Below are 23,570 nucleotides of genomic sequence, written 5' to 3' on the forward strand. Positions count from 1 at the left end.
TGTCCCCTGTGCAATACAGAGTTCAATCCTTAGTAGCTGCTTAATATATTTGTCTAATTTTTTGGGTTCAGTTCATTACTGGCAGTCCTTTTTTGGTAGTTTTAGAAATTAAATTATAACATATTAATATACAAATTATAAATATAATTTTACAAAAGATACTATAAGTTTTTTATAATTCTTGATTTCTCAATTTCCATTGCATACTGAATTTTCCTGTAAGTATTAATAACTACCATTAAAATTATCAATCCACTAGATTATTAGAAAAAACTGGTTATCTACATAATTGTTTGGTAAAATATAGATATAATTTAAGAGGGTAAAGTTAATATAGATCAACTAAGTAATGCTAAGAAAATGTTTTATTGCATAAAAAAGGCTCCATTGCTGGAGCACTCAAAATAAACAAACGAATTAAAACAAGAAACAGACAATTTAACTATATAGATAAAACGTAAATAAATCTATATATATGTAAAAATGAATATAAAAACTCTATTTATTGATGCTATAATAGGTTTACTCGATGATTGTTATATTTTTTTATGGTTTTTAAGCAATAAATACCTTCTTAACACCAAGTGTACAAGAAAAGAAGACATCTTAAGTGATGTCTTCTTTTCTTATATAATAACAACACAATAAAATTAAGATGGTTCAAGTGGGAGGAAGGCACCTTTGGGTATCTTTTCTTTGTCGAATTTGCCTAATAGGGGCAGCACCACATTGCTATCAAGTTAAAAATTTTTTCACCCAAAACAAAAAAACGAGCTGAATTCACATAAATAACTATGGAAGAAAACAAAAACTTGGGATTAAAGAACTTGTGATGTATGACTATATTGGCTGTTTTTATCCAGAAGGATACATGAATCCTGATTATACATTTGTATTTAATCATGAGGATATTGAAGGAATTATATTTGTAGGTTTTATAGATGAGGAAGAAGAGGCATTTGTAGGATTGCTTAATTGAATAGGATCTAGAAACAGGTAATCTTCAAATTTTGATAAAACTAGCAATCTCCACGCCGAAATTGGTTAAATTATAAGGGGGAAAAGCTGGTCACGAAAATGATGAAGAGATTACTATTTTCAAATCAGTTGGTTTGGCTGTAGTAGATACTATCGTTGCGAATTATTTGTATGAGAAAGTAGTGGAGCGTGGGATGGGATTGAGTTTTGAGGGACTGCCTTTTGGTGGTCTTTTTTGCATGAAATCTTGTAAAGCTAGAAAAAGTAGGATATTTAACGATTAGAATTGAATATTCATATTCTAATATTCAATAGAAAGATAAAACGTTTAAAAGTTCAGAATAATAGATTATAATGTGTTTAGTAAAATTAACCAATAAATATTTTGCTCATTATGTATTAAAGGGGAAATGAAAATGGCTGGACAAATTCGTATGTCACCAGAGGAGCTTAAATCGAAAGCGGCTCGATATGGACAAGGTGCAAATCAAATTGAGGACATTTTAAGTCAACTACAAAACTTGCAAAATGAATTAAGAGGAGAATGGGAAGGACGTGCTTTTGAAGGTTTTGACCAACAGTTCAATCAATTAAAGCCAAAGGTACAAAACTTTGCACAGCTATTACAAGAAATTAATATGCAGCTTAATAAAACTGCAGAGGCTGTTGCTTCTCATGATGAAGAATTATCACGTAATTTCGGTTTGAAATAAAAATTGTTTTACTCTATATAACAAGTATTTCAAATGAGCCATACAGCTTATATTGTATGGCTCATTTGATTGCATGCCTAGCGAGTGATATTGATAGGGATATATATTTAATGAGATTTCTTTGGTGCGTCTGGAAAACTTATAGAAAGGGTTTGAAAGAATGGGACAATTTCAAAGTAATTTACAAACAGCAACGCAAATTGCTACGAAAATGGGATCAGCCTCTGATAGGATTCAAAGTGCAACAAGTCGTTCTATAACAAAAGCGACGCGTACAACATTATCTGTTAACTTCAAAGCACAAGAAGCGAATCAGCAAGTTTTAGACTTGACGAAACAATTTTCCGCTGCCTTTCAACAAGCGGTTGATAATATTCATTCGGTATCTAATGAATTTGAGAGAATGGATAACGCACTTCACAACACTTTTCGCTAATGTGACAACCTACGTAAAGTAAAATAGTAGGAGGAAAAAGATGAGCCAAGATATTGAAAAACAAATTAATCAAGTAAATCAAAAGTTACGAAATGTATTTGAAGAACAGGACCGAAATCAATTCGCGATTCACATTCAGGAGCAAGCGGAAGCAGATTTTTATGAATGGAGAGGTCGAAACCATCGTTTGTTTGATCGAATTTTAGGAACTTGGCATGGTGATAGAGAAATGTCTCAGTTTTTTATGAATACATATCAAGAGGCACAACATATTGAACGAAAAGTCACATTTGAATTAGAAAACCAAAAAGAAACGTTGCTTAAAGAAAGACGAAACCTTAGTGATTTAGAAAACGACCTTTCCTATCAACAACAACAATTAGCGAGGGAGGTCAATGCATGAGCTTAAATATGTATTTAGGAGAAGTACAAGGCCAAACTCAAAGTATGAATGCTGTATGTAACGCTACTATTCAAGGTATGGAACAAGTCATTCAGTCAATTGATGCCTTTGCAATTGATACTGTGTTACAAGGGCAAACGTATAGCAGTGCAAAATCATTTTTTGTACAAACTTTTCGTCCTCTAGCACAAGGAATTATTTACTTATGTGAAGAACTAATCCGTCAGAATAATGCCTTTCCAAGTCAATTTCAATCACAGGTAGCTTCAACTGATGTTATTGAACAAGAAGTGTTAGAACAAATTCGAGAAATTGACCGAATGAAAACAAGTATGGAAGCTGTCAATCAAGCTATGCCAATTCCGGGTATGGATGCCATGGTAAATCTTTTTATTGTTATGAGGCAAAAACTGCAAGAAAAGCTGGATCATTTGTATCAATTCAATCAGACCTCTAGTAATAATTATAGTACAGCAATTCAATTAGCAGCGAGTATTGCTGCAGGTCTTGCGGAAGTCCAAAGTGGGAAAGGGTTTAGTGTTGTCAGCGGTACATTTAGTACGCAAGTATTGAACATGGGATGGACAACATCTATTCAAAAAATTACAGAAAAGAAAACTCATGAAGCTGATAAAATAGCACAGGCAGGAACTAAAAAAGATGATAAGGATAACATTAAATATTTTACAGGTAAAGCAGAATGGAAAGATGGAGATCGTGTTGGAGGAGTTTTAGAAGGTTCTGTGATTGATGGTAAGGAGCCTCTTGGTAATAACAGCGAGTGGAACATGAAAGCTTTATCTGGAAAAATAGATGTAAATGTGCCTTTTTCTTTTGATGCTGCTAAAGATGATTTAATGGCTGGAAATATTATTGGAGCAAAAATAGAGGGATCTGCTTTAGAAAACTCCTTTAAAATAACAAAAATAAAGGTTCCAATTACTACTTTTATTGGGCCCATTGGACCTATTAGGTTTACTCCGCAAGAGTTAACCATTACTCAAAAGTTTGGCGAAGCAAACTTTACAACAGGTGTGGATCAATATACATTAAAAATTGCATCGGAACTTACTGCTAACAAATATGAAGCAGAGTTAAATCTTTTTCATATCCCAGATTTCGTTCCATTTATAGGAGACCATGATGTAATAGCAAAAGGGGAATTAGGATTAGGTACATTCGGTTATAAAGTAAAGCTTGGAGCTGAAACCGGGGGATACTTCGGGGAAGAGTTTGGCCTTGGAGGATTTATCAAATTTGAAAAACCAAAGAAAGAGGAAAGCTGATATGCAAGCATTTAAAGTTGGAAAATTAGTCACATTCGTTGCAATTATAATACTTCTTGTAGTTGCTATTTTATCTCCTTACAGTTTATTTAAAAAGATTTATTTTATTATTGGGGTTCTTATTATTGGTGCAATTTCACTTGGTGCAAATAAATTTTTTGAACTGGTACATAGTAAATTTAACAAGAAATGATATTACCTATGTGATAGGGGAATTCAAAATATGAATAAATTGTTAAGGATTCTTACCATTGTTGGGGTACTTATTCCCCTTGTAGTAATATGTAATTTACCTGAAGCTTCTTCAAAAGAAAAAATCCTTTTTACAGTCATTCAATTATCTATTGGATTTGCTTTTATAATTATTTTAGAATTTATATTCAGATATAAAAAGAAAAAGGAGAGCAAATAAATGAAACTATTACCTATTGGCTCAGTTGTTAAACTAAAAGGTGTAGAACCAATCATTATGATTATCGGAAGAATGGTTATTTCAGCAGATAAACGTGATTTTGACTATGTAGGTGTTCCTTATCCAGTTGGTTATTTAGGTGATGAAAAAGTATTATGCTTTAATTGCGATAAGATTGTAGAAGAATTACACAGAGGTTACATGACTGAAAATGAATTGATATTACGTGAGAAATTGTTGAAAATATAGTTTTTTATTACAATTGAATTAAATACAAAACGTATCTAGTACACTATCTTTTTCTTCCTTACTGATGCCAATATATTTAAGTGTAATTTGTGAGGTGCTATGATTGAGTATTTCTTACAACATAGCGACATCTTTTGTTTATTTATAGAACCAATAGCCGAAGGTTTTGCGCATGGTGTGAGTCCTAATAGATTCGATACCGGCAAAATCTCCGGCTTTTTGAAATTTTTGATAAGCCTAGATCTTATTAATGGGGTGATCTTCTTTTCGAGAAGGGAATAATATTTCACAGAAGGTGTAAAATGGGATGTTGATTTAGATGGTGATGGTGAAGATGATAGTATTAAGGATATGGTGAAAACGAGCGCGAAAAAAACTTGGTCAACGGTAGCGGGGGGGGTTAATTAACATGAAAAAAAGTCTAGATTTTAATAAGAAAGCTTTTGCACATTATATGGCTCTTTATCCTGTAAATGAAATAAGAGTCCACGTAATTGGTCTTGTCCTTTTGGGGGCGGATGTGTTTGTTCTTTTGCCTGCTTTTGCGAATCCTTTTCGATTACTCTATGTATATATAGTAACTCCTCCAGTTATTTTTTTAAATTTGTGGGCGATATGGATTGCTATCAATCCTCGGAAACGACAATTACAATACACTCTATTTCGAGGAGTATATGGCACCATATGTTCAGTCGGATTATTAGTTATAACTCAAAAATATGCTTATGAAGTGTTACAATTACAAACTCCTATCTATTGTATTCTTTCATTTGGTTTGTATAGTTTTGCTTTGTATCATTTTTATAAAAATCATATTGAAAAACTTCAGGAACCAAGAAAAAAATCAAAATCATCGAAAGGAACTGGTGGTGTAAAAGTAGCAGCTATTGCAGCGGGATTGGGGCAGTTAATTGCTAATATAATTCTTAGCATTGCAACACAACAGATGGGTGCGATTGTATTTATGTGTGCATGCACAGTGTTTTCGTTTGGTTTGTTTTATATGATTATAGAACTCCATAAGTATTATTATTTACGTAAGCATATAGAAGATGGAGGGAAAATACGTATAGGCTTTTAAAGAGGATTTGTTGCATTTCAAGTGTATAATTGCATTCTTCTTATGGAAGCCATTTACGAGGCTTATAGCAATAAAAGATGTATAAGTGGAAGATTATATTGTGGTAAAACATCTGAAGGAATGGAAATTAGGTTTGTTCTTATTGATGATAAGATTATAGCTGTTTATCCAATGTATTAAAGAATGTGAGGTACTCAAAAATGAAAGTAACTACTCAGCCCATAGTTAAAAATGCAAGGCAATATGGAGGGGATTGTTAAGAAGCAATCCCCCTAAGTTTCAGATGAAATCAAATGATTGAATATTTACATTTAAATAATCGACTATTTATGCTTTAATATTTATATGTACATAACTGGAATTATTAGGAAATTATATTTAATATGTTTTAAGAAAGGGGAATGTTTTTTATATGGAAACTCCAGAAAATCAATTTAAACGTGCACTCAATCCTTGGTTTTCCATTTGGACAAAACCACGTGATACAATGAAAGAAATTTTTATATCCAAACCTAAGAATGTGTTTTTACTCATTTTATTAGGCTCATTCGTACAGACTTTAGATCGAGCATCTTCTAAAAATATGGCGGATTCAATAAGTAGTCCAGTTTCATTAATCTCAATGGTTATATTCGGTACCTTCGTTGCCTTCTTAATTTATTATTTTTTGCTACCAGCGTTATTTAATTGGGTGGCAAAAAAACTTGGTGGACAAGGTACCTTTGAGAAAACACGTTACTCAGTTGCCTATTCTTATATCCCTTACGTTTATTCTCTTATATTAGTTTGGGTGCCTTCATTTTTCTTGTTTGGGATAGAAAACTTTACGAGTGAGACACCGAAAATGGAGAGTAGCATAACTTTAACGATTTTGTTTCTTATTTTTGCCATAATTGATATAGTTATTGGAATTTGGACAATCATTATTTCCTTAAAATGTTTAGGAGAAGCACACCAATTTTCAGCATGGAAAGCATTATTAACAATAATAATATCCTTTATGATTATCATTCTTCCTTTAGTAATAATAGTATTTCTTATAGTAGGGGTTACAACTTTTTAATCATTTATTTGCTTCTTATTTATCCAAATGTTTTCTACGCGCTGTTAGTAATTGTTACAGGGTGAACAACCACATGATTCGGATGTTCTACTTGGCGAAGCGTATGACCTATATGATCAAATTAATCGCCCGTTTTACGGCCTGTTTTTCTTATTATCAGTGTTAACAGGAATTTGTGAAGGCAAACTTGAAAATCAAATATTAAACTATTAAAACCTTAGGAGAGCTGAGTAGATTGTCTTTGTTCGTCTCTTATTTTCCAATTGGAGGCTAATTATTACCAATTGGTTCTGTAGCTCTTATAGAAGAAATTAATCAACCTCTTATGATTTATGGAAGAAAGCAACAACAAGCGGATAATAAATTATGCGATTATGTTTCTTGTCCATATCCTCATGGTAATTTATCAAAAGAATATAATGTGTTTTTTAATCATAATCAAATAATTCATTTATTATTTAAGGGTTTCGAAACAGAGGATGAATTAGAATTAAGAAGTAAATTATCTGAGTTTTAGTGAAAATGGAGAAAATATAATATGGTTTTAGGAATTTCATATTCTGATATTTTTCGTATCATAATTATTGTTTTGTTTTTTTTCATTTTTTGGAGATTGAATACTTGGTATAATAAAAAATATAATGTTCCTAAGGTTTTTCAATGGTTTCCTAGAAGATGGGGAAAAAGAAAAGTTTCAGAGCATTTGTCTCAACTAGATAAAAAGTTAGAAGCTGAAGGTAAAGGTATCTGGGTTACAATCTATGCTATAGATTTGTACATTGTAACTATTCCTTGTACAGTAAAAAAATATAAATCTTAATACATATATGTTTATAAAAAAGACCTTTTATTTTAAAATAAAAGGTCTTTTTTATGATGATTGAAATAGTAATTTTAAGTGAATTAAATTTGAAATGTATCAAGAATATTATCTTTTTCTTCTTTATTAATTCCAATATATTTCAGGGGGATGTGTGGTGTGCTATGGTTAAGAATTTCTTGTAACATAGCAACATCTTTTGTTTGTTTATAGAACCAATAGCCGAAGGTTTTTCGCATGGTGTGAGTACCAATGGATTCTACATTGGCAAAATCTCCGGCTTTTTGCAATTGTCGATAATACGTGTTTTTTCGTCATACAAAAACCCCTACATATAAGTAGAGGTTTTTAAATTATATCTTAATGAATTATGCCTTCTTAGATAAAGTAAATCGAGTTCAGATAAACGAAGATTATAGAATACATCATTTTAACTAGATTTATTATTAACTAAATTGTCCCCACCACCAAGCTCTGCCTCAATCTGCGAAGTCTTCGATGACTCATCCATACGCCAATACGTAATAAAGCTGATCGCGATACATCCAGCTACGTAGAAGTAGAATAGTGATTCCATTCCGATACTTTTTAGCCATAATGCGATGAACTCAGCTGTTCCGCCAAATATCGCAACTGTTAGTGCATATGGTAAACCTACGCCAAGTGCGCGAATTTCAGTTGGGAAGAGTTCTGCTTTTACAATTGCGTTAATCGAAGTGTAACCAGTAACGATAATGAGACCGACCATCATGAGTAAAAATGCTACGATTGGTTCTGTCGTTTTTTCCATGAAGAAGAAGATCGGTGCTGTTAGTAATGTTCCGAGAATACCGAATGCCATTAATAGTGGGCGGCGTCCGATTTTATCGGATAGTAGTCCTGCAATTGGTTGAAGTACGACGAAAATAAGTAGTGCGACAAAGTTAATCCAGCTTACAACTTCTTTCGGAAGACCGACTGTGTTTACCATGAACTTTTGTAAATATGTTGTGTACGTATAGAATGCGACAGTGCCTCCTAATGTTAGGCCGACTACTGTTAATACTGCTTTCGGGTGTTTCATAAGAGCGCGAACAGTTCCTGCACTTTCGCGTTTTTGTGATTTTATGTTTGCGAACTGCTCCGATTCATCCATCGTGCGGCGAAGCCATAATACAGCTACTGCGCCCATCGCTCCAATAATGAACGGAATGCGCCAGCCCCAAGCTTTCATATCGGGTTCGCTTAGCAATTGCTGAAGAACAATTTGAACGCCTAACGCAACCATTTGCCCAGCAACGAGCGTTACATATTGGAAACTTGAATAAAAGCCGCGGCGACCACTACTAGCCATTTCAGATAAATATGTGGCAGAAGTTCCGTACTCTCCGCCAAGTGATAATCCTTGTAGTAAACGGGCAAGAACTAAAATAATTGGTGCCATAATACCGATACTTTCGTAACTAGGTGTACAGGCGATAATTAAAGAACCACCGGCCATAACCGTAATCGAAAGTGTTAATGCTGCCCGGCGTCCGTGCCGATCTGCATAGCGTCCCATTAATAAACTTCCGATAGGGCGCATTAAAAACCCAACTGCGAAAATAGCTGCTGTGTTGAGTAACTGACTCGTTGGATCTCCTTTAGGAAAGAACTCTGCTGAGAAGTAAACAGCGAAAGCAGAGTAAACGTACCAATCGTACCATTCAATTAAATTGCCGACAGAACCTTTGAAAATATTGCCGGCGACTCGATTAGATTTTGCTTGAGCCATAATAATTCCTCCTCTTGCTTATAAATAAAATGATAATTATGAAAGCGTGTTCATTGTAGTTGAATTGTACTGTCTGTAGAACGAAATCTCAATATTATGACAATTTTATTCTTTTTGTACTTTATGTACATGGAGAGTTTTAATAGTTGCTTCCTTATTCGTTTTGTCATAATAATAGAAAAAGGAGATTGATAGTTTAGAATATTTTATCAAAGGATATGAAGTATGAAGAAATCACGCAAAGTGTCATTGCAAACGAAAATAGTAAGCTTAATTATTACGTTAATTTTATTTGTTGTTCTCCTATTAGCAGGAATATTTGTTTACATTCAGTCCGTTGATACGAAGCGCCAAGTGGAACAGTTAGCGCTGCAAACGGCTAAATCTCTTTCTTTTATGCCAGCTATAAAAGATGCTTTTCAAAATAACGAGCATAAAAATACGATTCAATCCATTGCGGAACAAGTTCGTGAGCAAGCTGGTGCAGATTACGTCATTGTAGAAGATCGCTATGGGGTTATGTATTCACATTCTAACTCGGAGTTGATTGGTACAAAGAGTAACAACCCGTATAACTATGAGGCACTTACTTTTGGTGGTTATTATACACTCGAAGGAAATGGTACAAGTGGTCCAGCTTTAATGGCGAAGGCACCTATTATTGTTCATAACGGAGACTACGATCAAGTAGTAGGTGTTGTGACAGTAGAGTTTTTAATAAAAGGTATCGAATCTAACATATTAAGCAGAACGAAAGAAATTATCCTCTTTTCCTTAGCTGTATTACTAGCTGGAATTGTTGGTGGCATTCTTTTAGCACGTAGCATTCGGAAAGATACACTCGGTTTAGAGCCGAATGAAATTGCAGCGCTATACCGGGAACGAAGTGCAATATTACTATCTATAAAAGAAGGAATTATCGCTATTGATCAAAACGGGTTTATTACGATGATGAATACGTCGGCAGAAGAGATGCTACATGTGAATGATGATTATATGCAGCAACACATTTCAAAAGTTTTACCAGAATTTAATATGGAAAGAGTGCTAGAAAACGATCAAGAAATCGCGTTTCAAGATAAGGTGTTTATTTTAAATATGACGCCGATACTCGAAAATAACAGTACGGTAGGAGTTGTATGTAGTTTTAGGGATAAAACAGAACTGCAAAACCTTGTGAATACGATATCTGAGGTAAGAAAGTATTCTGAGGACTTACGCGCTCAAACACATGAGTTTACAAATAAGCTGTTCGTCTTATCAGGATTACTTCAGTTAGGGCACTACAAAGAAGCAATTGAATTTATCCAGCAAGAATCTAATATTCATCAAAGCCAAAACCATATTTTATTCCATCAAATTCATGATGCGAAAGTACAAGCTATTTTATTAGGGAAAATCGGAACAGCATCTGAGAAGAAAATCGATTTTCATATTGAAGGAGATAGTGCGCTGCATCCGTTACCAGACCATATAAAAGTTTCGCACCTTATTACGATTCTTGGAAACATAATCGACAATGCATTTGATGCGGTGAGTGAACGAGAGGAAAAGAGTGTTTCCTTCTTCGTTACGGATATTGGACACGATATTGTGTTTGAAGTGATAGATAGTGGAGCAGGGATACCGGCACAAAAAATCACGTCCATTTTTCAAAAAGGATTTTCAACGAAAGGAAATAATCGTGGTTACGGACTAGCAAACGTGAAAGAAATGGTAGAACTACTAGGGGGAACAATTGAAATTCAAAACGAGAAAAATGGGGGAGCTATTTTTACAATTTACCTTCCGAAAATATTGAGAGAAAGTACATGACAAACAGGGGGATGGGCATATGTTGAAGGTTGCAATTGCAGAAGATGATTTCCGCGTCGCGCAAATTCAGGAAGAGTTTTTATCAAAAATAAAGGACGTAAAAGTGATTGGAAAAGCATTGAACGCGAAAGAAACGATAGAACTACTACAAAAGGAAGAAATCGATTTACTTCTATTAGATAATTACTTACCAGATGGAATTGGAACTGACTTATTACCACAAATTCATGCTGACTTTCCAAACGTTGACGTCATTATGGTAACAGCGGCGAATGAAAACCATATGCTAGAAAAAGCAATTCGAAACGGCGTAAGTAACTACCTTATAAAACCGGTCACGTTAGAAAAATTCGTTCGCACAATTGAAGACTATAAAAGAAAGAAGCAATTATTACATAGTAACAATGAAGTAAATCAAGCACTTATCGATAATTTCTTCGGGACTTCGCAAACACAAGACATAAAAAACTTACCGACAGGTGTGGATCCGTTAACACTGCAAAAAGTGAAAGGAATTATAAAAGGATTCGACGAGGGCATTACAATAGAAGAAATGGGAGAACAAATGGGGGCCTCCAGAACAACTGCAAGAAGATATTTAGAATACTTAGTAGCGACCGGCGAATGCACAGTAGAGTACACATACGGCATTATCGGACGACCAGAACGAAAATATCGCATAGGACAAGGACTATGAAAAAACGATTATTACTATGTATATGGATCATGATAGGAGTAATAGCTGGTTGTTCCTCGGAAAAATCCCATACGAATAAAGTGAACATCGACAAAGTAGAAATCGTTGCGCCAAACGTTCAAGGAGCAGGATGGGACTTAACAGCACGAGCGATGCAAAAAACGCTAACAGAAGAAAAAATCTTCACAAAACCAATCACTGTCACAAACAAAGTAGGTGGCAGCGGTGATGTCGGATGGAAATATACGAAACAAAAAGGCGGTCATGTACTGGCGATTAACTCAAGCTTACTCATAACGAACAACCTACTGGGCCACAGTAAACTAACATATAAAGACTTCACAACACTCGCGACACTCGCATCGGACTGGGAAGTTGTTGTCGTATCAAAAGACTCAAACATAGAAAACGCAAATGAACTAATGGAACAACTAAAACAAAACAAGAAAAACTTCAAAATCGGCGTCGCTCCAGGCCTAGGAAACGACGATCACCTATCATTCGTACAAGTAAGCAAAGCATTCGGCATAAACCCAGCCGAACTACAATTCTTCGTCTACGAAAACAAAGAAAAAATCATAAACGCCCTAACGAACAAACAAATAGGCGCCGCAACCATGACCCTATCCGAAGCCGAAAAACAATACAAAGCTGGCAAAATAAAAATACTAGCCGTATCCGCACCAAAACGCCTAGACCGACTACCAGAAATCCCAACATGGAAAGAACAAGGAATCAACGTCATCTTCCAGCACTGGAAAGGAATTATGGGCCCGAAAGATATGACAGAGGAAGAGGTTGCTTATTGGGATGGTGTTATTAAGAGGATGGTTGAGAGTGATAGTTGGAAGGGGATTTTGAGGGAGTGGGGTTGGGAGAGTTTTTATAAGGGGAGTGGGGAGAGTAGGGGGTTTTTGGAGGAGAGTCATTTTAGGTATGAGGAAATGGTGAAAAAAGAGGCTTAAGAGGGAAGTATTCAATCAGGCTTTATTTTTGTAGTTACTTCTATATAATATAAAAGAGATGAGAGTGTTAGGCTAATTGTATTAAAAGGGCTAGATAGGGATAGATAAAATCTAGCTTACTGATTAAAAATATATTAGTCGTTAAAAGATATAAAAGGCATTTTTCAGTCTATAAAGTGTGGAAACATAAAGTATAGAGTTTCTGTGAGATTTAAGGAGGACATAATGAAGAAAAATATTTATGTTGTTGGAGCAGTAATTGTTCAAGATGAGAAAATTTTATGTGCACAAAGAGGACCATCTAAATCGCTACCTCTTATGTGGGAATTTCCAGGTGGGAAAATAGAAGAGGGAGAAACACCTCAAGAGGCGTTAAAGCGTGAAATTGATGAAGAAATGCATTGTAGCGTGCAGATTGGTGAGCAAATTGATTATACAGCCTATGAGTATGATTTTGGTATTGTTCATTTGAAAACTTTCTATTGTAAACTTGTTGAAGGAAGTCCGGTTCTAACTGAGCACGTAGCAATTAAATGGTTATATCCGAATGAACTAGCAGCTTTAGAGTGGGCACCTGCGGATATCCCGACTATTGAGAAATTATCAAAAGAATCGATTGTAAAGTAATTTGAAAAAAACTATTCGTTTTATACGGATAGTTTTTTATATTTGTAATAAATTTGCACTTTAAATCAGTGAGTAATACAATTAATATAAAAAATTGTCATAAATGGTGATCATATGGAGAATTTTATTCAAAAATTAGAGGGGTCTTTATATAAAGGGTTTATTGATCAAAAACATAATCATCCTGGAATATATAAGCCGAAATTATTAGTAAACAATACGAAAAAAAATGAAAATGTTTTAAGCTCATTATTGGAGGAGCTAGAAAATAGTACATCTTTTATTTTCTCAGTAGCTTTTATTACAGAAAGCGGGCTAGCGACTTTAAAATCACATTTCCTTGATCTTAAACAAAAAGGGGTTAAAGGACGTATATTAACATCTACATTCTTAAACTTTAATACACCAAAAGTGTTTAGAGAGTTAATGAAACTTGAAAATGTAGAAGTAAGATTAACAAATTTATCTGGTTTTCATTCAAAGGGATACATATTTGATAACAAAACACATTGTTCATTAATTGTCGGTAGTTCAAATCTGACTGCACATGCTTTGAAGGTAAACTATGAATGGAACGTTAAGTTAACATCGCATGAAGATGGAGAGATTGTTCAGCATTTCAAAAACCAATTTGAAGAAGTTTGGGAGCATTCTCAAGTATTAACCGAAGAGTTGATTGCAAATTACGAAACAATATATGAGCAAGCTGCAGAAAATAAGTTACTAGATCGAGTTATAGAATTACCTGGTCAATATCATAATTCAATTGAAGAAGCTTTGAAAATTACCCCAAATAAAATGCAACAAGCTGCGTTAAAAGAAATACAAGCTATTCGAGACGCTGGAAAAGCAAAAGGCTTAGTTATTTCCGCAACAGGAACGGGTAAGACATATCTTTCAGCATTTGATGTCAGAAATTTTGCGCCTAAACGGATGTTATTTATTGTTCACCGAGAGCAAATATTAAATAAAGCGAAAGCAGATTTTCAAAAAGTTCTTGGTGGAGCCGATGAGGATTTTGGAATTTTATCAGGATCAAATAAGCAAATGAATGCTAAATATTTATTTGCGACAATCCAGACTATTTCAAAGGAAGAAAATTTACATCAATTTGATCCTGGGCTATTTGATTATATTTTAATAGATGAAGTTCATAAAGCTGGTGCTAGTTCTTATCATAGAGTTAGTGATTATTTTAAACCGAAATTTTTAATGGGAATGACTGCTACGCCTGAACGTACAGACAATTTTAATATTTATGAGCTATTTGATTACAATATTGCTTATGAAATTCGATTGCAAGAAGCACTTGAAGAAGATATGCTTTGTCCTTTTCATTATTTTGGAGTAACTGATTTTGAGTATAATGGTAAAAAGATAGATGACACTACTGCTTTATCTAAACTTGTTACGGAAGAGCGAGTGGATCATATAGTTGAAAAAGTAAAATACTATGGTTATTCTGGTGAGAAAGTAACAGGATTAATGTTTTGCAGCCGAAAAGATGAGGCAGAACAATTATCATATGCCTTAAATAATAGAGGTTTTCGCACATTTGCATTAACCGGCGATCATTCCCAAGAGGAAAGAGAACTGCGGGTGAATCAATTAGAAAATGGCATACTGGATTATATTTTAACAGTAGATATTTTTAATGAAGGAATTGATATTCCAAGTGTTAATCAAGTTGTCATGTTAAGACAAACTCAATCAAGTATTATCTTTATACAGCAACTGGGGCGTGGACTTCGAAAACACGATTCGAAAGATTTTGTTACGATTATTGATTTTATTGGAAACTATAAAAATAACTATTTAATTCCGATTGCCCTTTCAGGAGATAGATCACAAAATAAAGATAATATACGTAGATATACAAATGACACGAGTTATATTAAAGGTATTTCAACAGTTAACTTTGAAGAGATAGCGAAAAAGCAGATCTTTAGAGCGATTAATAATAGCAATTTAACAGCTATGAAAGTATTGAAGGAAGCTTTTGCTGAGTTGAAAAATAGAATAGGAAGAACTCCATATCTATATGACTTTATAGTAAACCACTCTATTGATCCAGTTGTACTTGCAGAAGGATATGCGAACTATCATCAGTTCTTATTGAAAATGAAAGAAGATGTCCCTGCATTAACAGAGTACGAAAATAAAGTTTTAACGATGTTTTCATTGGAAGTATTGAATGGAAAACGTAAAAACGAAATCGTTTTGTTAGACTTATTATTAAAGCAAGAAAAAGTTGATAAGGATGAGTATATAAAACAACTTGAAGAATCTAATTGCCTAACAGATGATGCTACGATTACTTCTGTGCAGCGGGTGTTTGAGTTATCGTTTTTCACACAGAATAACCAGAAAAAATATGGTGAAAAGCCAATTCTCGCGTTACAAGAAGATAATAAGTACATGTTTAATGATCTAATCCGAGAAAGTTTAGAACAGAATGAATACTTCAAGTACATGGTAATGGACATCATTAAAAGTGCGAAAGAAAAGAACAAAAACTATGAGTGTGATAGTAACCTTACTATATATAAAAAATACTCAAGAAAAGATGCATGTAAACTTTTAAATTGGCACATTGATGAGACTTCAACTATGTATGGCTATAAAACCAAATACGGTACTTGCCCAATATTTGTCACATATCATAAAAATGATGAGGTAGAATCGAGTGTGAATTATGGTGATGAATTCCTTAATCAAGATGTTCTTAAGTGGTATACAAGAAGTAATAGAACATTAAAATCAAAGGAAGTTCAAACAATTATTGATGCTAAACAAAATAATATTGATGTCCATATTTTTGTGAAAAAAGATGATGACGAGGGAAGCGACTTTTACTATTTAGGAAAAGCGAAACCTGATAAAGCAAGTGTAGAACAAACTGAAATGCAAGATAAAAATGGAAAAGAATTGCCGGTCGTTACGATGAATATGATTATGGAGAAATCGGTTGATAATAAGCTTTATGATTATTTAAAAGATAGTAATGTTTTGTAGGTAGATTAAAAGTTCAATAATATTATTACTTTACAATAATAAAAAGAAGTTTAAGTTTTTAAAGTAATATCTATATGCAAGATAAGGCTGTATCAAACTAACATCAGAGAATGTTTTAGATATGGCCTTATTTATTGAATTATAATATATTGTTTAAATAGTTATTGTATGCAAATAGAAAGAAAAGTACTAAATCTTGTATAATATAATCAAAAAGTTACAATATTAGCCATGGAGGAATTCAAATGCCAACCTACAACAAATTAGTAAGAGATCGCATACCAGAAATTATCGAGAATAATGGAAGAACATTCACAACTAGAATACTAGATGAAAAAGAATATATAGAAGAAGTGAGTAAGAAAACACAAGAGGAGTTAGCTGAGTATTTAGAGGCTGAAAGTAAAGAACATAAAGTAGAAGAATTAGCTGATTTATTAGAGCTAGTGAATGCATTAGCACAATATGAAGGTGTAACGTTAGAGGCTGTTGAGCAGGTGCGTAAACAGAAGGCTGAAAAACGTGGTGGTTTTCAGGAGAGAATTTTTTTAGTTGAGGTACATGATGACTAATGTACAGCTCGTTACGAATAATTTGATCCATAAGCTAGAGCGCTATATGGATGATGCAAAATCAATATATATTTTAACTTCGTTTGTTATGAAATCGGGGGTAGATGTCTTAGCCCCTCTTTTGCGAAAAGCAGCCGAAAAGAATGTAGATATTAAGGTTTGTACAGGAGATTATTTGTATATTACGCAACCAGATGCTTTAGAGAAATTGTATAAAATTCATCCTGATATTGAGGTTCGACTGTGGAGGAGTGCTGGGAAATCATTTCATCCGAAGGCTTATTTAGTTGAGCGTGAGAGCGACGGAGTTATGATTGTTGGTTCTTCTAACATGTCTCGTTCCGCGTTAACAAGTGGCGTGGAATGGAGCTTGCTTGTGAAAGAGAGTGTTGGAGAGGAAGCTTTTTCGGAGGCGATTGATCAATTTTTACATATTCATATGAATGAAGCAACTCAGCCTATCAATATAGAAACAATTAAACAATATCGTAAAGAGTATGAAGAATTTCATACAACTCATTCGAGTTTAGTCCGAACTTGGACAAAGCAAGAAGAGATTGAAATGATGATTCCCTCGGGACAAGAGGATTATACTGCGAGATCAGGAGTAGAAATTGAATTAGAAGAATCAGCTATATATGAAACAAAGATTGCACCACGCTTTGCACAATTACCTGCATTGGAACAATTAGAGGGTGTACTGGAAGAAGGATACAACAAAGCGATGGTTGTTATGGCAACAGGACTTGGTAAGACTTATTTAGCTGCTTTTTTTGCAAAACGTTTTAAGCGAGTTTTATTTATTGCGCATTTAGAAGAAATATTAAATCAAGCAGAAAAATCTTTTCTACGTGTAATCGATAATAAGACTACGGGGATTTATAATGGAAAGAAAAAGGAAGGCGAGAAGGATGTTGTTTTTGCATCTATTCAAACGTTGAGTAGAAAGCGTCACTTAGAAAACTTCTCACCTAATGATTTTGACCTTATTATTGTAGACGAGTTCCATCATGCTGCAGCTAACAGTTATAAAAGAGTGCTAGATTATTTTAACCCTGATTTCTTATTGGGAATAACGGCAACACCAGATCGAAATGATTTTCGTGATATTTATTCGATTTGTGATGGGAACGTTGCATATCGAATTGATTTTATGGAGGCGATTCAGCGTGGATGGTTATCTCCTTTTCACTATTATGGAGTACATGATGATACCGATTACTCACAAATACGTTGGATAGGCAATAAGTATGATCGTGAGGAACTTATGCAAATTCAGTTAAGAGAGGAACTTGCCTTAAATATTTTAGAAGCTTGGAAGAAATATAAGAAAACTAGAACAATTGTCTTTTGCTCTAGTATTAGGCAAGCAGTCTTTTTGTCTACATATTTTAATGAGAACGGTTATAGTACAATTTCACTTCATTCGGAAACAAAACATATTTCGAGAGAAGATGCGATTAAACAGCTGGATAATAATGAACTAGATGCTATTTTCACAGTAGATTTATTTAACGAAGGTGTTGATATTCCATCTGTTGATACACTTTTATTTGTTCGCCCAACAGAATCATTAACAATTTTCACGCAACAAATTGGTCGTGGTTTACGATTGCATGAGCATAAGGAGTATTGTGTTGTAATTGATTTAATTGCAAATTATCGAAATGCAGATATAAAAATGCAAATGCTTCGAGTTGATGATGGAAAGACGAAAGGAAATGGTACACAAAATATATTGCCAGATGGATGTACAGTAGAATTTGAATTAGAAGCAAAGCAGTTATTAGATGAATTACTGAAAAAGAAAATGCCGAGAAAAGAAAAATTGCAACATAGCTATCAAACTGTAAAAATGGATCTTGGACGTCGACCTACATATTTAGAATTACATAAACTTGGTATAGAAGAGAGTAAAGAATATCGCCAAGAGTTTAAATCATATGTTGGCTTTTTAGCATGGAATGATGAATTAACAGAACTTGAAAAAACAGTGTTTTTACATTGTGAAGCGTGGTTGCAAGAAGTTGAAAAAACAGGAATGGCAAAAAGCTATAAAATGCTACTATTGTTAGCGATGTTACAACGCGGAAAAGAGGAATGGTACCATCCTATCTCACCACAAGAAGTTGCACCATTCTTCCATCAGTTTTTAATGGAACAAGAATACCGCAAGCGAATCGATTTTAGTGACAAGCAAGCACAACGTATGTGGGAATATGATGAAGAAAAAGTTAGTAAATTAATTGCTACAATGCCAATGACAAAATGGAGTGGTAGCTCGAAAGGTTTACTATCATTTGATGGCAAATTATTTTCTCTAAATATGGATGTTAGAAAAGAAGATGAAGAGATCTTATTTGAATGGACGAAGGAGATATGTGAATATCGTCTTCATACATATTTTGAAAGAAGGACAGCAACGCTGGAATAAGTGTTGCTGTTTTTAAATTAAAATTCCCCTTGCACCTCCCCCAACGTCACCCCCTAACCTAAAGAAGACAAATCAAAAAGGGGGGACCAAACAACTCATGAAAACCACCACAAAAGAAAAAAGAAACACCATCATCATGCTACTACTCTCAGCCGCAATAGGAATCTTTTCGCCACTACTCATGTACATCACACTGGCACGTAAAAATGGAGTGTACAAATACCATTGCCGAAAGGCGTTCAATTTTCATTTGTTAATCTTTCTTCTATTTAATATTAGTTCGGGTATTAGTGATGTTTTGTTTTGGATTGTGTTTGCCTTTGAGGTCGTTCAAGTGATCATTGTTGCGTGGAAAGTAATACGCGAAGAGCCATATCGTTATTTCATTCGAATTCCTTTATTTAAAGAAGATAAGTATGCAGTGGAAGGAGAATAGATGATGAAACAAGAAGTGGAGATAAGGGGAAAGCGAATTTTTATTATGATTGCAGTGTTGTTTATTGCGATTTATATCGTTTTACGAAAAAGAAAGTATGAGTACTTTTATGATGGTATTAGCGAGTATGAAAACCGTTATAGAGAGAATGTTCCTTTTGTATTGCTTGTTGTAGGTTTGTTTCAATATTGTCGGCAGAATGAGATGAGTTTTTCTCATATGCTTCAGTATGTGAGAGAGAAGTTAGCGGAGTAGGTGATGATATGGCGTGGATGATTAGTGAGTTTGCAAGTGTTGGGGATGTTACGGTGCGGACGCTTCGTTATTATGACAAGATTAATTTATTAAAGCCGAGCGATTATACTGAGGGCGGGCATCGGTTATATACGAAAGATGATTTGTATGTGCTGCAGCAAATTCAATCGTTTAAGCATCTTGGTTTTTCGCTTGGTGAGATTCAAAATATTATATTGCAGCGTGATATAGAGACAGAAGAATTTTTAAGGCAAATGCATTTTCAAAGGGAATTGCTTTTGGCAGAGCAAGAAAGAATTGCGAAGGTGCTTTCGCATATGGATGAGATGATGAAGAAGTTTCAAAAGGAAGAACGAGTGGATGTTGCTTTGTTTTCTTCATTTCTGCAAACCTTCATATGGGAGAAAGAAAATAAGGAATGGTTAGAGGAACACTTTTCAAAGGATAGTGTTCGAGCGTTTTATAACAATAAGGATTTAAAAGAAGAATTTGAGCAACGTTTTATGGATGTAATAGGGAAGTTGAAAAACTATAAGGAAGAAGAGAAGGATCCAAGTCATCATGATGTTCAAGTTACCTTGAAGGATTTTTTCAATTTAATAGAAGAGGTAACGAACTATCTTGATACACCTCAAAGTGATATAGAAGATATAATCCAAAAATCAAACCTCCCACTATCCGAATTTCCAACCCTCTTCACAACCGAAGAAGAAAAATATATAAAAGAAGCAATGAAGCAGTTTAACACCTAGTTAAACTGCTTTTCCATTATAATAGAAGAAAAATCAAACGGAGGGAAACCCACATGCCAACCTACAACAAACTAATCCGAAACAAAATTCCACAAATAATAAAATCCAACGGAAAAACACCCACAACAAGAATCCTACCCGAAGATGAATACATAGAGGAACTATGCAAGAAAACACAAGAAGAACTAACAGAATACATCAAAGCAAAAACAAAACCCGATAAACTCGAAGAACTATCCGACCTACTAGAACTAATAAACGCCCTAGCCGAACACGAAGGCGCAACATTAGAAGAAATCAACAACATCCGAAAAAAGAAAGCAGAAGAACGAGGCGGCTTTTCAAATCGAGTCTTTCTAATCGAAGTAACCGATAACTAGCCCCTTATAAGCCCCTTACAAGCCCCTACCAAGTAATAAATCACTAAGAAAAAACACAACAAAAACAACTACAACAACAAACACCGTAGTAGTAGTCAAAAAAAATTTGAAATAACACGCCAAAAACCCTGCCATCCTCCCATATATATTATGAAGGGGCTTTTACTTTTGAACGGAGACGGGAGGAACTTTGATGGCGGTGTATCGTAATGTGCAGGTGAATTTTTGGCAGGATGATTTTGTTTTGGATTTGACGCCGGAGGAGCGGTATTTTTATGTTTATTTATTAACTTGTTCGAAGACGACGCAGTGCGGGATTTTTCCTTTTCCGAAGCGGTTAGCTGAGATGGAGACGGGTTATAATCGGGAGACTGTGGATAAGCTTGTGCAGCGCTTCATTGATTATGGGAAGATTCTTTATGATGCGGATACCAGAGAGTTATTCGTTTTAAATTGGCTTCGTTATAATCCGGTGACGAATACGAATGTGGAGAAGTGTGTGCTTCGTGAGCTTAAGGGTGTGAAGAATAAGGAGTTTGTACATATGTTTCTTCAGAAGTGCACTGAGGAAGAGCTGAATGTTCCGATGCTTTTAGCACATTTCGGTATGCCTGATGATTTGACTGTGGATGATGTTGAGCCGATTTGTGAGGAGACAGAGGAAGAAGAGGTTGTAGAGGAAGAAACGGGAAGTCGCGTGTTTTCTTTTTATGAGCAGCATTTCGGTAGTTTGTCACCTCATACTGTAGAGGAATTGAGTGCGTGGATGGAAGATTTGTCAGAGGAGCTTGTGCTGAAGGCTCTTCAAATTGCGTTTGAGAATAATAAGCGAACGGTTGCTTATGTGAAGGGGATTTTGAGAGGGTGGCACGGGAAGGGATTTACGAAAGTGTGTGAGGTTGAGGCGGATACGGTTAAGTTTAGGAAGAAGGATTCGTCTGTTAGTACGGGGGAGACGGAGGAGTTTTTGGCGAGGTGTGAGGAGTGGGAGAAGAATGCGCCGTCTGAGGAAGAGTTGCAGCGCTTTTTAGCGGAGCGCGGGTGGCGGCCATGAGTATTCAAAATGTGGAGGCGGAGAAGACGGTGTTAGGTTCTCTATTAATTGATGGAGAGCTTATTAAGGAGTGCCGTTTGACGGAGCAGTATTTTTCTCTGTCAGTGCACAAGTCTATATTTCAGTTAATGCGGAAAATGGAAGAAGAGGGACAACCGATTGATCTTGTGACGTTCATTTCTAGGGTAGATCCGAAGTTTTTAGAGGGGATCGGGGGAATGGAGTATTTTATAGGGTTAATGGATGGTGTGCCTACAACTGCCAACTTCTCTTATTATGAGGGGCTTGTTCGAGGTGCCTGGAAAATGTATCAGGCGGGTGTTCTTGGGCACAAGATGGGAGAGCGTCTTATTGCGGAGAAGAGTGAGAAAGTTATCGGTGAGACGATTACGGCACTTTGTGAATTAGAGGAGAAAGACTCTGTATGTGAGTTTGATTTGAAGGATGCGTTAGTTGATTTGTATGAGGAGCTTCATCAAGATGTGAAAGAGATTACTGGTATTGAGACTGGTTATACATCGTTAAATAAAATGACGTGCGGATTGCAGGAAGGTGATTTTGTCGTTCTTGGTGCGCGTCCTTCTATGGGGAAGACTGCGTTTGCGCTTAATGTTGGATTGCATGCGGCGAAGTCTGGAGTGGCGGTTGGATTGTTTTCGTTAGAGATGAGTAGTAAGCAATTGTTAAAAAGGATGGCTTCTTGCGTAGGTGAAGTGTCAGGAGGTAGGCTGAAAAATCCGAAGCATCGTTTTGCGATGGAAGATTGGGAGAAGGTAAGTAAGGCGTTTGCGGAGATTGGTGAGTTGCCATTTGAGATTTACGACAATGCAGGCGTTACAGTGCAAGATATTTGGATGCAAACTCGTAAGTTAAAGCGGAAGCACGGTGATAAAAAGATTTTAGTCATTGTAGATTACTTGCAGCTTATTACGGGTGATCCGAAGCATAAGGGCAATCGATTTCAAGAGATTAGTGAAATTTCTCGTAAGCTTAAGGTATTAGCACGTGAATTAAATGTTTGTGTAGTCGCGTTGTCGCAATTGTCTCGTTCGGTAGAAGCACGTCAAGATAAGCGACCTCTTTTATCTGATTTAAGAGAGACCGGACAAATTGAGCAAGATGCGGATGTCATTATGCTTATGTATCGTGAAGATTATTACGATAAGGAAACGATGCAGAAAGAGATGACGGAGATTCATGTGGCAAAGCATCGGAATGGGCCTGTGGGGAGTTTTAAATTGAGATTTTTGAAGGAGTTTGGGCGGTTTGTGGAGGGGAAATAGTGAAAAGGCTGGAGCATCACTTTGCAAATAAAATAAAGCATAAGTGTTCTATTTCATTCACTTATGCTTTATTTTTTGATTCTTTCAATAT

General features: G+C 35.1%; 26 protein-coding genes and 4 pseudogenes. 27 read left to right on the forward strand and 3 right to left on the reverse strand.

Annotation, left to right across the window (positions count from 1 at the left end; all coding sequences use genetic code 11):
• Positions 1 to 793: 793 nt before the first annotated feature.
• From AB6801_RS29810 to AB6801_RS29850, 9 genes and pseudogenes are all read left to right on the forward strand, one after another.
• A pseudogene (locus AB6801_RS29810) lies at positions 794 to 979 on the forward strand (DUF4176 domain-containing protein); the annotation flags it as partial.
• Between the two features lie 76 nt (positions 980 to 1,055).
• A pseudogene (locus tag AB6801_RS29815) lies at positions 1,056 to 1,178 on the forward strand (ornithine cyclodeaminase family protein); the annotation flags it as partial.
• Between the two features lie 216 nt (positions 1,179 to 1,394).
• On the forward strand, positions 1,395 to 1,691 hold the full coding sequence (locus AB6801_RS29820) for a WXG100 family type VII secretion target (protein ID WP_000918591.1): 297 nt from the start codon (positions 1,395 to 1,397) through the stop codon (positions 1,689 to 1,691).
• Between the two features lie 160 nt (positions 1,692 to 1,851).
• A complete protein-coding gene (locus AB6801_RS29825) occupies positions 1,852 to 2,127 on the forward strand; it encodes a TIGR04197 family type VII secretion effector (protein WP_000529666.1) in 276 nt (91 codons plus the stop codon).
• Positions 2,128 to 2,167: 40 nt separating this feature from the next.
• Positions 2,168 to 2,530, forward strand: a complete 363-nt coding sequence (locus tag AB6801_RS29830; protein WP_000076114.1) for a DUF3958 family protein — start codon at positions 2,168 to 2,170, stop codon at positions 2,528 to 2,530.
• The gene (locus AB6801_RS29835) at positions 2,527 to 3,816 is read left to right on the forward strand and encodes a T7SS effector LXG polymorphic toxin (RefSeq protein WP_087966284.1); all 1,290 of its coding nucleotides are present in this window, start codon (positions 2,527 to 2,529) and stop codon (positions 3,814 to 3,816) included. The genes AB6801_RS29830 and AB6801_RS29835 overlap by 4 nt, the downstream gene beginning before the upstream one ends.
• Position 3,817: 1 nt before the next feature.
• Entirely contained in the window at positions 3,818 to 4,009 is a 192-nt protein-coding gene (locus AB6801_RS29840) for a hypothetical protein (RefSeq protein ID WP_001147556.1), read from the forward strand.
• A 30-nt stretch (positions 4,010 to 4,039) separates the two neighbouring features.
• Positions 4,040 to 4,228: a hypothetical protein gene (locus AB6801_RS29845; RefSeq protein WP_097999439.1), complete on the forward strand. Its 189-nt coding sequence runs from the start codon at positions 4,040 to 4,042 to the stop codon at positions 4,226 to 4,228.
• A complete protein-coding gene (locus AB6801_RS29850; RefSeq protein ID WP_000771613.1) occupies positions 4,229 to 4,477 on the forward strand; it encodes a DUF4176 domain-containing protein in 249 nt (82 codons plus the stop codon). It abuts the gene before it with no gap.
• Between the two features lie 18 nt (positions 4,478 to 4,495).
• Here the strand turns inward: AB6801_RS29850 and AB6801_RS29855 are convergent.
• Positions 4,496 to 4,759, reverse strand: a pseudogene (locus tag AB6801_RS29855) (tyrosine-type recombinase/integrase); the annotation flags it as partial.
• Positions 4,760 to 4,886: 127 nt separating this feature from the next.
• Between AB6801_RS29855 and AB6801_RS29860 the strand changes: the two are divergent.
• The 5 genes from AB6801_RS29860 to AB6801_RS29880 all read left to right on the forward strand — a co-directional run bounded on the left by AB6801_RS29860 (position 4,887) and on the right by AB6801_RS29880 (position 7,441).
• Complete coding sequence (locus AB6801_RS29860; RefSeq protein ID WP_097999438.1) at positions 4,887 to 5,558, forward strand: hypothetical protein; 672 nt, start codon at positions 4,887 to 4,889, stop codon at positions 5,556 to 5,558.
• Between the two features lie 412 nt (positions 5,559 to 5,970).
• A complete protein-coding gene (locus AB6801_RS29865) occupies positions 5,971 to 6,621 on the forward strand; it encodes a Yip1 family protein (RefSeq protein ID WP_000449722.1) in 651 nt (216 codons plus the stop codon).
• A gap of 51 nt (positions 6,622 to 6,672) precedes the next feature.
• Positions 6,673 to 6,834 (forward strand): hypothetical protein, encoded by a 162-nt coding sequence (locus AB6801_RS29870; protein ID WP_088361389.1) that lies wholly within the window; start codon positions 6,673 to 6,675, stop codon positions 6,832 to 6,834.
• Between the two features lie 112 nt (positions 6,835 to 6,946).
• Positions 6,947 to 7,138, forward strand: coding sequence for a DUF4176 domain-containing protein (locus AB6801_RS29875; protein WP_000639126.1), 192 nt, complete (start codon positions 6,947 to 6,949; stop codon positions 7,136 to 7,138).
• A gap of 21 nt (positions 7,139 to 7,159) precedes the next feature.
• A complete protein-coding gene (locus tag AB6801_RS29880; protein ID WP_046945335.1) occupies positions 7,160 to 7,441 on the forward strand; it encodes a hypothetical protein in 282 nt (93 codons plus the stop codon).
• 83 nt (positions 7,442 to 7,524) lie between these two features.
• On the opposite strand, the pseudogene AB6801_RS29885 reads toward AB6801_RS29880, so the two are convergent.
• Together AB6801_RS29885 and AB6801_RS29890 are read right to left on the reverse strand one after the other, a co-directional pair.
• Positions 7,525 to 7,740 (reverse strand): annotated as a pseudogene (locus AB6801_RS29885) (tyrosine-type recombinase/integrase); the annotation flags it as partial.
• A gap of 131 nt (positions 7,741 to 7,871) precedes the next feature.
• A complete protein-coding gene (locus AB6801_RS29890) occupies positions 7,872 to 9,194 on the reverse strand; it encodes an MFS transporter (protein ID WP_097999437.1) in 1,323 nt (440 codons plus the stop codon).
• A 225-nt stretch (positions 9,195 to 9,419) separates the two neighbouring features.
• On the opposite strand from AB6801_RS29890, the gene AB6801_RS29895 reads away from it, so the two are divergent.
• The 13 genes from AB6801_RS29895 to dnaB all read left to right on the forward strand — a co-directional run bounded on the left by AB6801_RS29895 (position 9,420) and on the right by dnaB (position 23,479).
• Positions 9,420 to 11,009, forward strand: coding sequence for an ATP-binding protein (locus AB6801_RS29895; protein ID WP_097999436.1), 1,590 nt, complete (start codon positions 9,420 to 9,422; stop codon positions 11,007 to 11,009).
• A gap of 19 nt (positions 11,010 to 11,028) precedes the next feature.
• Positions 11,029 to 11,706 (forward strand): response regulator, encoded by a 678-nt coding sequence (locus AB6801_RS29900; protein ID WP_097999435.1) that lies wholly within the window; start codon positions 11,029 to 11,031, stop codon positions 11,704 to 11,706.
• Positions 11,703 to 12,671 carry a tripartite tricarboxylate transporter substrate binding protein gene (locus AB6801_RS29905; protein WP_370941348.1) on the forward strand — a complete coding sequence of 323 codons (969 nt, stop codon included), beginning with the start codon at positions 11,703 to 11,705 and terminating at the stop codon, positions 12,669 to 12,671. The genes AB6801_RS29900 and AB6801_RS29905 overlap by 4 nt, the downstream gene beginning before the upstream one ends.
• Before the next feature lie 225 nt (positions 12,672 to 12,896).
• Entirely contained in the window at positions 12,897 to 13,298 is a 402-nt protein-coding gene (locus tag AB6801_RS29910; RefSeq protein WP_000739608.1) for a (deoxy)nucleoside triphosphate pyrophosphohydrolase, read from the forward strand.
• A gap of 114 nt (positions 13,299 to 13,412) precedes the next feature.
• Complete coding sequence (locus AB6801_RS29915; protein WP_097999433.1) at positions 13,413 to 16,313, forward strand: DEAD/DEAH box helicase; 2,901 nt, start codon at positions 13,413 to 13,415, stop codon at positions 16,311 to 16,313.
• A 245-nt stretch (positions 16,314 to 16,558) separates the two neighbouring features.
• Positions 16,559 to 16,885: a nucleoside triphosphate pyrophosphohydrolase gene (locus AB6801_RS29920; protein ID WP_001143695.1), complete on the forward strand. Its 327-nt coding sequence runs from the start codon at positions 16,559 to 16,561 to the stop codon at positions 16,883 to 16,885.
• Positions 16,878 to 19,319 carry a DEAD/DEAH box helicase family protein gene (locus AB6801_RS29925; RefSeq protein WP_097999451.1) on the forward strand — a complete coding sequence of 814 codons (2,442 nt, stop codon included), beginning with the start codon at positions 16,878 to 16,880 and terminating at the stop codon, positions 19,317 to 19,319. Before AB6801_RS29920 ends, AB6801_RS29925 begins: the two co-directional genes overlap by 8 nt.
• A gap of 97 nt (positions 19,320 to 19,416) precedes the next feature.
• A complete protein-coding gene (locus AB6801_RS29930) occupies positions 19,417 to 19,755 on the forward strand; it encodes a magnetosome magnetite crystal formation protein family (protein WP_000859132.1) in 339 nt (112 codons plus the stop codon).
• 3 nt (positions 19,756 to 19,758) lie between these two features.
• Positions 19,759 to 20,010, forward strand: coding sequence for a hypothetical protein (locus AB6801_RS29935; protein WP_000808317.1), 252 nt, complete (start codon positions 19,759 to 19,761; stop codon positions 20,008 to 20,010).
• 8 nt (positions 20,011 to 20,018) lie between these two features.
• Positions 20,019 to 20,762 (forward strand): MerR family transcriptional regulator, encoded by a 744-nt coding sequence (locus tag AB6801_RS29940; protein ID WP_000312434.1) that lies wholly within the window; start codon positions 20,019 to 20,021, stop codon positions 20,760 to 20,762.
• A gap of 53 nt (positions 20,763 to 20,815) precedes the next feature.
• A complete protein-coding gene (locus AB6801_RS29945; RefSeq protein WP_097999432.1) occupies positions 20,816 to 21,142 on the forward strand; it encodes a nucleoside triphosphate pyrophosphohydrolase in 327 nt (108 codons plus the stop codon).
• A gap of 193 nt (positions 21,143 to 21,335) precedes the next feature.
• On the forward strand, positions 21,336 to 22,196 hold the full coding sequence (locus AB6801_RS29950) for a DnaD domain-containing protein (protein WP_097999431.1): 861 nt from the start codon (positions 21,336 to 21,338) through the stop codon (positions 22,194 to 22,196).
• Complete coding sequence (dnaB, locus tag AB6801_RS29955; protein ID WP_139016286.1) at positions 22,193 to 23,479, forward strand: replicative DNA helicase; 1,287 nt, start codon at positions 22,193 to 22,195, stop codon at positions 23,477 to 23,479. Before AB6801_RS29950 ends, dnaB begins: the two co-directional genes overlap by 4 nt.
• Positions 23,480 to 23,570: the final 91 nt, after the last annotated feature.

The sequence above is a fragment of the Bacillus sp. RCC_6_1 genome (assembly GCF_041360755.1).
In the GTDB taxonomy this organism is placed as follows: Bacteria; Bacillota; Bacilli; order Bacillales; family Bacillaceae_G; genus Bacillus_A; species Bacillus_A cereus.

Excerpts from the sequence above, each read along its gene's own strand:
- AB6801_RS29820 (WP_000918591.1), top strand. The coding sequence starts at position 1,395 with ATGGCTGGACAAATTCGTATGTCACCAGAGGAGCTTAAATCGAAAGCG.
- AB6801_RS29825 (WP_000529666.1), top strand. The coding sequence starts at position 1,852 with ATGGGACAATTTCAAAGTAATTTACAAACAGCAACGCAAATTGCTACG.
- AB6801_RS29830 (WP_000076114.1), top strand. The coding sequence starts at position 2,168 with ATGAGCCAAGATATTGAAAAACAAATTAATCAAGTAAATCAAAAGTTA.
- AB6801_RS29835 (WP_087966284.1), top strand. The coding sequence starts at position 2,527 with ATGAGCTTAAATATGTATTTAGGAGAAGTACAAGGCCAAACTCAAAGT.
- AB6801_RS29840 (WP_001147556.1), top strand. The coding sequence starts at position 3,818 with ATGCAAGCATTTAAAGTTGGAAAATTAGTCACATTCGTTGCAATTATA.
- AB6801_RS29845 (WP_097999439.1), top strand. The coding sequence starts at position 4,040 with ATGAATAAATTGTTAAGGATTCTTACCATTGTTGGGGTACTTATTCCC.
- AB6801_RS29850 (WP_000771613.1), top strand. The coding sequence starts at position 4,229 with ATGAAACTATTACCTATTGGCTCAGTTGTTAAACTAAAAGGTGTAGAA.
- AB6801_RS29860 (WP_097999438.1), top strand. The coding sequence starts at position 4,887 with ATGAAAAAAAGTCTAGATTTTAATAAGAAAGCTTTTGCACATTATATG.
- AB6801_RS29865 (WP_000449722.1), top strand. The coding sequence starts at position 5,971 with ATGGAAACTCCAGAAAATCAATTTAAACGTGCACTCAATCCTTGGTTT.
- AB6801_RS29875 (WP_000639126.1), top strand. The coding sequence starts at position 6,947 with ATGATTTATGGAAGAAAGCAACAACAAGCGGATAATAAATTATGCGAT.
- AB6801_RS29880 (WP_046945335.1), top strand. The coding sequence starts at position 7,160 with ATGGTTTTAGGAATTTCATATTCTGATATTTTTCGTATCATAATTATT.
- AB6801_RS29890 (WP_097999437.1), bottom strand. The coding sequence starts at position 9,194 with ATGGCTCAAGCAAAATCTAATCGAGTCGCCGGCAATATTTTCAAAGGT.
- AB6801_RS29895 (WP_097999436.1), top strand. The coding sequence starts at position 9,420 with ATGAAGAAATCACGCAAAGTGTCATTGCAAACGAAAATAGTAAGCTTA.
- AB6801_RS29900 (WP_097999435.1), top strand. The coding sequence starts at position 11,029 with ATGTTGAAGGTTGCAATTGCAGAAGATGATTTCCGCGTCGCGCAAATT.
- AB6801_RS29905 (WP_370941348.1), top strand. The coding sequence starts at position 11,703 with ATGAAAAAACGATTATTACTATGTATATGGATCATGATAGGAGTAATA.
- AB6801_RS29910 (WP_000739608.1), top strand. The coding sequence starts at position 12,897 with ATGAAGAAAAATATTTATGTTGTTGGAGCAGTAATTGTTCAAGATGAG.
- AB6801_RS29915 (WP_097999433.1), top strand. The coding sequence starts at position 13,413 with ATGGAGAATTTTATTCAAAAATTAGAGGGGTCTTTATATAAAGGGTTT.
- AB6801_RS29920 (WP_001143695.1), top strand. The coding sequence starts at position 16,559 with ATGCCAACCTACAACAAATTAGTAAGAGATCGCATACCAGAAATTATC.
- AB6801_RS29925 (WP_097999451.1), top strand. The coding sequence starts at position 16,878 with ATGACTAATGTACAGCTCGTTACGAATAATTTGATCCATAAGCTAGAG.
- AB6801_RS29930 (WP_000859132.1), top strand. The coding sequence starts at position 19,417 with ATGAAAACCACCACAAAAGAAAAAAGAAACACCATCATCATGCTACTA.
- AB6801_RS29935 (WP_000808317.1), top strand. The coding sequence starts at position 19,759 with ATGAAACAAGAAGTGGAGATAAGGGGAAAGCGAATTTTTATTATGATT.
- AB6801_RS29940 (WP_000312434.1), top strand. The coding sequence starts at position 20,019 with ATGGCGTGGATGATTAGTGAGTTTGCAAGTGTTGGGGATGTTACGGTG.
- AB6801_RS29945 (WP_097999432.1), top strand. The coding sequence starts at position 20,816 with ATGCCAACCTACAACAAACTAATCCGAAACAAAATTCCACAAATAATA.
- AB6801_RS29950 (WP_097999431.1), top strand. The coding sequence starts at position 21,336 with ATGGCGGTGTATCGTAATGTGCAGGTGAATTTTTGGCAGGATGATTTT.
- dnaB (WP_139016286.1), top strand. The coding sequence starts at position 22,193 with ATGAGTATTCAAAATGTGGAGGCGGAGAAGACGGTGTTAGGTTCTCTA.